A 12,920-nucleotide genomic window follows, 5' to 3' on the forward strand; every position below is an offset into this window, starting at 1 on the left:
AGTGATATTCGGGAAAAGGCGTCATTCGATGCGGACAATTCGGAATTGGGTTTCGGGCAAGCGTAAACACGACCGTGATGCAAAGGTCAGCCATGCGGCGTTGCTGGCTGCCCCCATTCGCACGACCCGGCGTCTGCATGTGGAGCCGATTGAGCCACGTGTTCTTTTGTCGGCGGATCCTCTGGAAACGAAATATACTGACGACATCAGCGCGGCACTGACCCAGGTTGAAAACCTGCTCGACAATCTCGAAGGTCATGACCTGTTTGCTGACCCCTTGCCGATGGTTGTGGGTACGGAAGCCTCCTCTGGTGCGGGTGCCATTGCCGATATTAGCGACATCTTTCACCAGAATTTGGTGGACCCCCTGGATAATATTGTTGCTGCGATTGAAAATGATCAGACCGATGATCTTTCCAACTTGCAAACGGACTGGAAAGCGTTTTTCGAGGAATCCGGCTACTACAATGCCGATGACAGCTCGTTAACGATTGAGCATTCTGAGGTAAATGGCAAGGACGTCTTTAAAGTCGTCATGTCGCAGGAGATTGATCGCGACTTCACCATTGGTGCGGACGACCCGACGCGTGACTACAATATTTCGCTTGATACCAATGGTCACATGAATCTCACCTTTGACATCGGCTTTACCCTGACGGTTGATCAGGGGGCTGCAAGCGAAAGCTCTGCCGTTACCTTCAGCCTTGACAGTCTCAGCCTGAAAAGCTCGGTTGACCAGGATTTGACCGGTCATACCCTGACTCTGGGGATTGTGCCCTTTAAAGTTGGGGGCACAGCGAACGATGCATCTGATGGGGGCATCAAATATTCTGTTACCCTGAATGTGGTTGATGGTGACAAGCTCGACAACAAATCGACTTCCGAGCTGTCGTCAATTTCCAATCTGACCAATTATGTCACGGTTAACGCTGCAAATAACGGGGACGCCAATACGGTTCTTGCCAGCCTGCCCTTGACGCTTGAGGGGCCCGCGGCGGGAATTTCCGGTATTGCTGCTGGTACCAATCCGGACATTACCGTGACGGGCCATGTTGTTGGCCTGAACGAAGAAGTCAATGTTTCGATGAATTCGGAATTGCAGCTTCTGTCCAATTTTGATGCCAAGGATTTCCTTGCCATCATGAACAATTTTGTCAGCGCGGTTGACAGCATTGACCAGGGCGATGTTCTGGATGCCAGTCTGCCTTTCACCGATGGTCTGACCATTGGTGAAGCGGTCGATCTGGCCGCCAAAATGGAGAATATCATCGCCCAGCTCAGTTCCGAAGTCGGTGTGCTGGGCTTTGACGAACATCAGAGCGCAACTGCAAGCGATGCCAATTCCAGCGTTGACCTTGTCAGCGATGTTATTGACCTGAGCGAGCATCCGTTTCCCAATAATGGTTTTACCTTTGTGCTGACCCTTGATGGTCAGGAAGTTAATGTTGCTGTTCCCAATGACAGTGCGCCCGATGACTCTGACGATAACCAGCCGATCGACAGTCTTGGTGATCTGGTGACAGCCATTAGTGCGGCACTTGCAACCACAACGGTTAAAGATCGTGTGAGTGTTAGCCAGCAAAATGGCAAACTGGTTTTCACTGCAACCAAGAATGATGACAACAAGGCTGCCAAACTGGAAATTGGCAGTTTGGCGGGTAAAACCTCCTTTACCAATATCGTTGAATTTTCCCAACAGGCTGGCGAACTTTTGGGCTTCACCGGCACGGCCGAACAGATGATCGACGCGCTTAACCTGCGCTTTGTCGATGGTTCGCTTGCAATGGATATTGCCTATTCAGACAGCCAGGATTACAGCGGCGATGTCAATTTCAATGCCGGTAGTGCCATTGGTTCGCTGGACAGCTTAACGGCAACGGGTGGTAGCATTTCCGTAACATCGACAATTGGTGTTTCGGCCACCCTTCTGTTTGATATGCACGCCCTGGGTCATGATGTGGATTGGAGTAGCGAAACGCCACTCCTGAAAAATCTGTTCGATGGCAATGGTATTGTGACTGCTGATGACGGCAAGGCCGATCTGCAAATCACGATGCGTGACGGGACGCAATATACCCTTGACGTTGATAAAAACTGGACCGTTGAACAGCTTGTTGACCAGTTGAATGCGCTTGATGAAAATCTCGATGTGTCGCTTGATACAGATACGTTCCGCATCACCATCACGGATTCATCGGTCAGCTCCAGTGACAATGCCGGGGATATGGGCCTAAGTCTTGGCAAAAATGCTTATACAGATACAACGGCTTCGACCCCGTCTGCAGTTCTGAGTGGCAATATTGCCGATAATGCTGATTTTACCGAAGCAACATCGTTCATTCTCAAGGTCGGCAAATTCCCGCCGGTGATCGTGAATATTGCGGCAGATTCTGAACGGACCACGGCTGAAGCATTTGCAAATGCTGTAAATGCCGCACTGTCCGGGATTGAGGTTCCGAAAGAACAACTCGGTGCCAAGGATAGCGACAAGAATCTACTTCAGAAACATTACAGCGATATTGTGCAGGTTTCTGTCGGGGAAGAGGATGGTAAGGCGGTCCTTAAGGTTGCAACATCCATTTCCTCGGTATTTGATGCGGATACCAAGAAAGTCAGCGAACGCAACCTGATCAATTCTTCGTTGCGTATGGATGCGGTTGATCTGACGGTGACATCAATCAATGATTCACTGGTTGGCCTGAATCTGGGAATTGAAGGCTCCAACCAGGCGAATTCATCTGAATCCGTTGGCCGTATTACCGGTAGTGCCTTGCATGGCGATAGCTATGCCAAGCATCTTGGCCTGCAGAATATGAATACTGCTGTCCATATCGACATGTCGATTACCAATTTAGATGCCACCGGCCGCGTTGGATTGATCGATTTTACAGCGGATGGTTCAGGTTCGGTGTTGCTGAATGCGGTTGTGTCGGTTGATAACAGCTTTACCGATCCGGAAAGCGGGCAAACCGCCCCGACGACGGCGCGTGATGTTCTTGTCACAGCGAGTGGTGAAAATACATCCATTGATACCATTGCCGATGTCCATTTCAGTTCGGGTAACGGGGACCAGCCTTACGCACAACTGACATTGTCGAATGTCGATATTTCTGGCGATGTTCTCGATGATGTTACGGTTGGCAATATCTCGATTACGATGGATCAGCTTGCTTCCATCAGCGATTTGCAGAACCTGACACCGACCGTTGATCTGGGTGGTTTGGACAGCGAGAATGTTGCGGCCCTGACCGATCTGGATGTTGACAGTATTGCCGCAGCTCTTCAAAACGCACTGCAATATATCAGCGGCAAATATGCTGGTTCCGATCTGGCCGTGGATCTGCCGCTTCTGGGGATGAGCGCGACTGGCCTGCTTGATTTTGCCGCCGATATGAAGGCAAAACTTCTGGCATTTAAAAACAATCCGTCCTCCGGTCTGGCCGACCTTGAAAGCGCACTTAAAACCGCCTTTGGTATGGATGCCAACAGCGACGCAATTGATGTTCATCTGACCCAGGACCAGACGGCCCTGATGATTGACATCAACTATTCGCCTGCGGGCCTTACCAGCCAGGAATCGCTTAATCTTGCCATTGGCGATCTGGCCGATCAGGCCAATGACCAGGCTGTAAAGGACCTTCTGGGCGGGCTTGAAAATATTGTTGATGTCAACGGCACGGGTCTTGTTGATGTCACGGCGGCGGCCACCGTCGGGCTCACGCTGGGTTTCCGTCTCAGCCAGCCGGAAAACAGCACCCCGGCAACGGGCAGCACGACCATTGGCAATTTGAATGGCGGGCAGGGCATTGGTACCAATGCGTCAAATAAAACCGACTTGTCGATCAAACTTGCCAATGGCGAAAGCTTTGAAGTTGATCTTGATGCCCTGATCACCAGTGGCGCCACCGTTTCCGACATTATTGCCGGTATTGAGCAGGCCGCGACCAGTGCCGGGATTGACAGTTCTGAACTGACCATCGAGATCGATGGAAATGGCAGCCTTGTCTTTACCGATCTGACCACGGCGGATGCGGCTTCTATTCCCTCTGGTCTGGATGATCTGGGGCTGGATAGCAATGCCAGTGGCGGTGTGATTTCCGGTACATTTGGCGATGAATTCAACCCTGCTGCGGCGTTTGATTTTGCCATTTCCGTAAATGGGGCGGCACCTGTTACCATTCATCTGGATGCCGATGAAAACCGCACGACCAGCGATTTCGAGGCTGCTTTGCAACGTGCACTCGGTGCGGCCTTCATGGATACCGTTAATGTTGATGGTATTGCGGATTCCGTGCCGGATTATGCCGCCCTTGGCAACCTGATTACCGTTTCGGTCAGCGGACAAACACTTTCCTTAACTGCGGATACCGATCTGTTGGGCGGCGGTGCCAGCCTGCAGGTTTCTGACGTTGCCACCACCAGTGCCGAACCTGGCCTGGTCATTAAATCGGTGAACGGTTCAACCGCCGCAGAAGATTTGGGCATTGCCGGAACGCAGACAACTGCAGTCGACAATGCGCGGATTCTGACCGGCGGCAAGCTGTATGCCGATGGCAATAATGACCGTTTCTTCATAGATACCCAGAACAGCAAAGTTCATTTTGACCTGACGGTTTCGGCCAATGACCTGAATTTCAATACCAACTTCGGTGCTGCAACTGGTAAAGTCAGTGGCGGGTCTGTTGCCTTGGGCAGCTTGGCGGGCAGTACTGTTGCCGGGCAGTCGGGCTTTGGGGTTTCTGGCCCCGCGAAATTCGATTTGACGCTGAATGACGAATATAACGGCTCGGCGAATGATGATCGGCTGTATTTCAATGAACTTGACAGCAACGATATTGCCAACATTGCTAGTGTTTCATCTGACGTCGCTGTTAAGGCAGATTTGCAACTCTCAATTGGCGGTGTTGACTTCAATCCGGGTGTCGGTGTTCAGGCCAGCGATTATTTTGGTGATGGCAAAGTTGTCAAAGTCACCAGTGCAGACCTTGGTGACAGCCTGGATTCTGGCAGTATTCTGAATAATCCGGGCTTGCTGTTGAACGGTTTGGATTATTTCCTTAGCCAGCTTGAAGGCCAGATTGAAAATCGCCTGCTGGAACTGGATTTGCCGTTTATTGGTGATGCGCTTGGCGTAACCGCGCAGTATTTCGAAGACCTTCACGAAGGGCTTATTGACTCGATCTCCGAAGCCATCCAGGACTTCCAGGATGACAATCCTGGCGTGGTTGTGCCGACCAATATTGTTGCGGAAAATGCCATTGAAGCCGTGCTCAAGCAGCTTGGTGCCGTTGACGGATCTGATCACAGCAAGAATGTCGATGTGATCTCCGTTTATGATCAGGATATTGATGAAGTTCGTTTTTCAGCGGATATTCACTGGGATTTCTTTGACCAGGCGGTTGCCCTTGTTAACGATTTGGGGATTGCAGGTCTTGGCATCGATATTTCCAGTGGTTCGGTCAACCTTACTCTGGGCATGGATTTTGATTTTGATTTCGGTGTCAACGCTGCGCAGGGTTTCTTTGTCGATACCAGTGCGATTGACGAACTTGTGGTCGACTTTAGTCTTGGTTTCAACGGTCTGGATGCGGATGGCCGACAGGGCATTCTCAATTCCGATATTACTGACAAGGCATCGGCTTTTTCGGGTAAAGTGACTTTTGATATCAATCCGGACCAGGGCAACAATGTTGATAACAACATTGACAGCAATAGTCGCGCGCATGATGGCCGCTTGGCCTTTGGTGAAGTTCGCACAGTCAATCACTTGTTTAATTCCCGTATTGATGCGGAAGGCCAGCTTGACCTCAATCTTCGAAGCTCCGCTGCCGGTGCTGCCTCCGGGTTGGGACTGCCGGAAATCAGTCATGAGCTGTTTGTTGATTTTGATTTCCACCAGCAGTTTGGAAATGGCACCACTGCGGTAGCAGACTACGGAACGCTTGAGTTCCGTGACGTGACGATGAGTCTGACCGGTATTATTAATAATGTGCTGGCGCCGATTTTTGATAAAATCGACAGCATCCTTGATCCGGTTCGTCCGCTGGTCGAGTTTCTGACATCGCCGATTCCCGGTATTTCCGAAGTGATTGGCAATATGTCAATCCTCGATATGGCACGTTCGATTGGTGCAGCCAATGGTGGCGTCTTTGGATTTATCAGTACGGTCGATAACCTGCTTGACCTGATTGATACCGTTAACAAATTCCGGGAAGAGGCGGGAACAGATGCCCTTGGTGCCAATTTTGGTACCTTCAGCTATGATGGCGATACTGTCCTTCATAACAGTAAGGGTGTTGAAAGCATCAATCTTGCCGAGGTTATTAGTGGAAGCTATCCGTTTGGCAATTACGACGACTTCAAGACCAAATATGGTGTCGGTGGTCTGTTCGATGATCTGACCAAAGAAACCTGGCATAATATCTTTGAAGTGCCGATTCTTACGGATAAAAATTTGCCACTCAAACTTTTGACAGGCCAGACCGATGCAGTCGAACTGTTCCGTTTTGATCTGCCGAAATTTGATCTTGAGTTCAACCTGAACAAAAGCTGGCCCTATCCGCTTTATCCGCCATTATTGATGCTTGAAATCGGAATTGGTACCGATCTCAAGGCAACGTTCGACTTTGCTGGTGGTTATGACCTCAAGGGTCTGGAAGACTTTGTCGATAGCGGGAATCCGATTTCGCTGTTTGATGGTTTCTATATCATCGATCAACATGCTGGCTCCAAAGATCTGCCGGAAGTTGTTTTGAATGGCGAAATCTACGGGTCTGCCAGTTTGACGGTCAGCGCAGGTATTATTTCGGCCTCAGGCGGTCTGAAGCTTGCCTTGGGCACAACCATTTCCTTTGATCTGAACGATCCCAATCATGACGGCAAGGTACGGCCTTCCGAATTCCTGGCCTTGATGGAAATATCGCCGGAATATCTGTTTGAAATTCATGGTGAACTTTATATTCGTGTTGCGGCGATTGCCGATGTTACGGCACATCTGCTGTTCACGGATGTTACGATCTTTGAAATTGATTACACGATTTTCAAGGCAACCATCTTTACCTGGGATCTGGTTCCGCCAAGCGAACCGGTTCTTGGAACCCTGAGTGATGGCACCCTGACCATCAATATGGGGACCCATGCCGGGGACCGTTTGGTTGATAACACCGAAGACGGTGATGAAACCTTCTATATCAAGCATGTTGGCGGAACCGAAGGGAATGAGACAATTGAGGTTCGTTCCTCGCTGTTTGATAATCTGGTTCAGACTTTCCACAATGTTAAATCCGTGGTCGCCTATGGCGGTGCGGGTAATGACCAAATCATCCTGAGCGGTATTACATCGGATATGGTTCTTGATGGCGGGGCCGGGGACGACGTGATCCGTCTGGATGGCAACGGTATTTCCGGTGGTACCATGAGCACGGGCAGTGCTGTTATTCGTGCCGGTAAGGGGGACGACACCATTTATGGCGGGTCGGGTGCTGACAAAATTTATGGTGATGTTGGCAATGACACCATCTATGCCGGGGCCGGGAATGATTATGTCGAGGCCGGAAGCGGCAACGACATCATTCATGGCGGTACCGGGGATGACATCGTTTATGGTGGCTCCGGCAATGACGACATTTTTGGCGAGGATGGTAATGACACCCTGTATGGCGAGCGTGGTCTTGACCTGATCGTTGGTGGTCTGGGTGACGATAAACTGTATGGTGGTGATGGTTCCGACCGCATGTTCGGTGACGAAACCAGCTCGACCGCAATCAGCCTGACGCTGGTCTCCTCGGCCTCGGAGGGTGGCAATGACGTCCTGAATGGTGATGACGGCGACGACTATATGTTTGGCGGTGCTGGTACTGACGAGGTTAACGGGGGTGATGGTAACGACATCATCTTTGGCGATACCGGCACCATCACCTTTGACAATAACGGTATGCTGATTGACGCCAATACTGATATTGCCGCGTTGGTTGGCGGGAACGACACGATTACCGGTGGTGACAACGAAGACATCATTTTTGGCGGTATCGGCGATGACTTTATTGATGGTGGCAACCACAATGACGTGCTGCTGGGTGATACCGGTCTGGTTCAGGGGGCTGCTGGTGCCACAACGCCGGGTCAGTATCTGGTCAAGGGTGATAATAAGGCAACGGGCAAGGACACCATCAAGGGGGGCAGTGGCAACGACATCCTGGTTGGTGGTCTGGGGTCTGACACACTCTATGGTGAAGTTGGCCGTGATGTTGTTGGCGGTGATAATATCAGCCTGCTGCGCAGCCAGCCCAATACGATCCTTGATGTGATTTCTGTTGAAACCGTTGATGAAGGTCAAGGTTCTTCCGATACCATCGATGGTGGTTCGGGCTCGGACATGCTGCTGGGCGGCGGCGGGAGCGAAACCCTGTTCGGTGGGACGGGTTCGGACATTATTCTTGGCGATTATGGCAAGATCGAACCGTCAACCGGACTTGGTGCAACGATTACCGGGCGTGACGGCAGCAATAGCGGTGACGACCTGATCAATGCCGATAGCGGCTATGACGTTGTGATTGGTGGTGGCGGCAACGACACCATTGATGGTGGCGAAGGCAATGATACCCTGTTGGGCGATATCGGGACGGTCACGCGTGACAAGGTTAGCCGTATTTCACGGGCGGAAACCACATTTGAAAATGTTGGCGGCAATGATGTTATCAATGGCCGTGCCGATAATGACGTGATCATTGGCGGTACGGGGGCGGATACGCTCACCGGTGAAGACGGTATCGATGTCATTCTGGGGGATCTCGGCTATGTCACCCCGGCCAATGGTACGGATGCCGATATTGTTGCGCGCAATGGTTTAAATGGCGGTAACGATACCCTTTACGGCAATGCGGGCAATGACTTCCTGATTGGTGGTGGTGCTGCAGATGTCATCTTTGGTGGCGAAGGCAATAATTTTGTCGCCGGTGACAATGCAGCGGTAACGCGCAGCACTTACACCGTCGAAGAAGGATCGGATGATCCGCTGAGTGAACTTGCCGCCGACCCGGTTCTGAAGTTTGAAACGGTTGATGAAGACAATGGTGGCAACGATACCATCGAAACCGGTGCGGGCGATGATGTGATCCTGGGTGGCATCGGTGATGACACCATTACCGCTGGTGACGGCAATGACATTATTCTGGGTGATCTTGGCATCGTCATTCCGGTTGGCAGTGTCGGGCCCGATGTGATTGCGCGCAATGGCAGCCTTGGTACGACCAACAACGATACCATCAGCGCGGGTGACGGAAACAAGGTTGTGCTGGGGGGCTCCGGTAATGACACCATCACCATTGGTACCGGTGCAACCAATGGGGCGGGTTTCACCAACTATGTCTCGGGCGATCTTGCCGCACTGAAGCGTGATGGCGACGGCAACCTGATCAGCTTTGAAACGGTTGAAGAAAGCATTGGTGGGAATGACATCATCACGACGGGTGCTTCGACCGGTAACGATTTCATCCTGGGTGGTACCGGTGATGACGCTATTACCAGCTATAATGGGAACGACACTATTCTGGGTGATCTCGGCCAAATCATTCGTGTCGGCACGGTCGGATTGGAAGTCACGGCGCGGAATGGTGACATCGTTCTGAATGGTACGACCAACAAAGACATTATTACAGCCGGTGACGGGAACAAGATCGTTCTGGGTGGTTCTGGTGGAGACACCATCACCATTGGTACCGGCGCGACCAGTGGTTCAGGTTTCACCAACTATATCTCTGGCGACCTTGCCGAACTGAAACAGGATGCCGATGGCAATCTGATCAGCTTTGAAACGGTTGAAGAGGCTATTGGTGGTAATGACATCATTACCAGCGGCACATCTACAGGCGCGTCTACAGGGAATGATTTCATCCTGGGTGGTACCGGTGACGACACTATTACCAGCTATAATGGGAACGACACTATTCTAGGTGATTTGGGTCAAATCGTTCGAGTTGGCACGGTCGGACTGGAAGTCACGGCGCGGAATGGTGACATCGTTCTGAATGGTACGACCAACAAAGACACCATTACAGCCGGTGACGGGAACAAGATCGTCCTGGGTGGTTCTGGTGGAGACACCATCACCATTGGTACCGGCGCGACCAGTGGTGCAGGCTTCACCAATTATATCTCCGGCGACCTTGCCGAACTGAAACAGGATGCCGATGGCAATCTGATCAGCTTTGAAACGGTTGAAGAAAGCATTGGCGGTAATGACAACATTACCACAGGCACCTCGACCGGGAATGATTTCATCCTGGGTGGGATCGGCTCCGATACCATTTATGGCTATAATGGTACCGATATTATTCTTGGCGATCTTGGCATCATCATCCCGGTCGGCAATGCCGGACCGGATATAATTGCACGGAATGGCAATATCGGTACAGCCAATGGCGACGAGATTTATGCCGATGACGGCAACAAGGTTGTTCTGGGTGGTTCCGGTGATGACACGATTATCATTGGTACGGGCGCAACAAATGGGGCGGGTTTCACCAATTATGTTTCGGGCGACCTTGCTGAACTGAAACGTGATGGCGACGGCAACCTTCTCAGCTTTGAAACGGTTGAAGAAACCATTAGTGGTGATGACAACATCACGACCGGCGCGTCGACCGGGATTGACTTTGTTCTGGGTGGTATCGGCAAAGATACGATCAAAACCGGCAATGGCGATGACACCATTCTCGGCGACCTTGGCATTGTTGTTCCGAAATGGAGCGTTGGCGCAGATGTCAAGGGCCGCAATGGCGATTTGGATACTGCTGCTGATGACGTCATTAATGCCGGGAATGGCAATAACGTTGTTATTGGCGGGTCGGGATCCGATACCATCACAACCGGTAGCGGCGAGGATTATATCTCTGGCGATCTGGCGGAACTGACTCGCAAGGCGGACGGGACGCTGGTGCTGTTTGAGACGGTTGAGGAAAGCGTTGGCGGACATGACACCGTTACGGCCGGTGCGGGCAATGACGTCATTTTTGGCGGACAGGGCAATGATACGATTACGGCCGGTTCGGGTGACGATGTTATCCTGGGGGATGCCGGATACCTGAAACTTGATGATTCGCCGATCTTTGTGATTGCCGAGAAGAAAGACTGGGATCTGGGCACCCATTATACCCTTGAAACGCGTAATCAGGCCGTGGGCGGAAATGATCGCATTTTTGGTAATGATGGCAATGACATCATTATTGGTGGCTCGTTTGATGATTATATGGAAGGCAATGACGGCAATGACGCCATTATTGGCGACCAGGGCGGGGCAACCTATCGGAACACCACAGACCGCCTTGAAATTCATACCAAGGAATTGCTGGCTGCAAATAACGGCAACGACACGCTGTTTGGCAATGCAGGCAATGACGAACTGATCGGCGGTGCCTTTGAAGATGATCTGTTTGGCGGTGCCAATGACGACATTCTGATCGGGGACGAAGGCGAAGTTTATTACGGTTTCGTTCCGCGTGAAGCGGGCAAGGAATATCACGACAGTCTGCCGCGTATGGCCCGTTCAACGGAATCCTTTACCGGTCGTCATGACACCCTTGATTCCGGTTCCGGTGTGGACTTTATCCTGGGTGGGGAACAGCCAAACTTCATCGTTGCAGATAAGAAACTCGACCTGGTTCAGATCGAAAACGGTGAATTCCGTATCGATGAAAAACGGAATTCCAAAACCGAATTCCCGGCCTTCCAGGGCGATCCGATCCTGCAACCGCAGGCGGCCTATTTCGCAAAGGATCAGCGTCCCGAACCGACCGCGCCCCGAAATGAACCGTCTTCGTCAACACAATCGACTGGATCCGGTTTTGGTGGCCTGAATCAGGGCACGTCCGGAACATCGCAGACCCTTGGCCTTGACCCGCGCGGCACATTTGATGCGTCAATGATCCCGCAAGTGATGATCCCGCAGCGCACCAGCAGTGTTGTGGATAATACCATCGCGGAATTCATCGAAGGCGCAACACTGCTTGAACCGGTCCGGCATGCCTCGGACGGACAGGCTGGTGCTACACCGTCGGTTTCTTTCGGCGGTCAGGTCAGCACGCCGAGCGGTGCAAATGATCAGCCTGCGACGGGGCCGGATACAGGTTCTGCAACACAGGGGGCTGGAAATTCGCCGGCACCGGCATCAAATAATGGAACAGCAGCAGGTGGCGCAGCACCGGAAGGAGCACCCGCGGGGGCTCCGGGTGGTGATGCACCGCAGTCTGACAGTGGTGAGTCTTCTTCTGGCCAGGATGCACAACCGCAGGATGGTGCTTTCCTCTGGCTTGATGAAAACGGCCGTTATGTTGATTTCGCTGCATTGGCCCCCTCGGGTGGTACGTCGTTGATTTTCGATGCGGATTCCGGTTTGTGGCTGAACGATGCCGCGACGGGCGATGCACCGATTTTCGTGCCGGAACTGGCCCAGGGTATGAATCAGCCGGTGGTGGAAATCACACAGGCATCCCGGGCCGCGTAAGCCCGACACCTTGCTGACAATTTGAATTTACGAGTGAATATAAGGATTTACAAAGAATGACCGAAAATACCAAACCGCAGTCGGGTGTCGCGACGGATGCAGACCAGCGCAAAATCAACTGGGATGATTCCAACATGCGCAGCACCTATGCCAACGTATCGAACGTTGCCAGCACGCGCGAAGAGGTCATGTTCCTGTTTGGTACCAGCCAGGTCTGGAGCAGCGGGCAGGGTGATGTACGCGTTCAATTGAGTGATCGCATCATCATGAGCCCGTTTGCGGCCAAGCGCCTTAAAAAGATCCTGGATCACACGCTGGGCGAATATGAACGGGTTTATGGCAAACTCGACTAAGCTCGGGTTTGCCTGACGGCTCTGTTTTGAGGGGAATGGAGATGACTTGCGGGGGACTGATTATCGGG

The 12,920-nt window shown here is 51.8% G+C and carries 2 protein-coding genes; both read left to right on the top strand.

Annotation, left to right across the window (positions count from 1 at the left end):
• Positions 1-28 precede the first annotated feature (28 nt).
• Positions 29-12,499 (top strand): calcium-binding protein, encoded by a 12,471-nt coding sequence (locus tag TH25_RS17225; RefSeq protein WP_114089547.1) that lies wholly within the window; start codon positions 29-31, stop codon positions 12,497-12,499.
• Positions 12,500-12,555: 56 nt separating this feature from the next.
• Positions 12,556-12,852 (top strand): DUF3467 domain-containing protein, encoded by a 297-nt coding sequence (locus tag TH25_RS17230; RefSeq protein WP_114089548.1) that lies wholly within the window; start codon positions 12,556-12,558, stop codon positions 12,850-12,852.
• Positions 12,853-12,920 lie beyond the last annotated feature (68 nt).

The sequence above is a fragment of the Thalassospira profundimaris genome, assembly GCF_003326755.1.
GTDB classification, from domain to species: Bacteria; Pseudomonadota; Alphaproteobacteria; order Rhodospirillales; family Thalassospiraceae; genus Thalassospira; species Thalassospira profundimaris_B.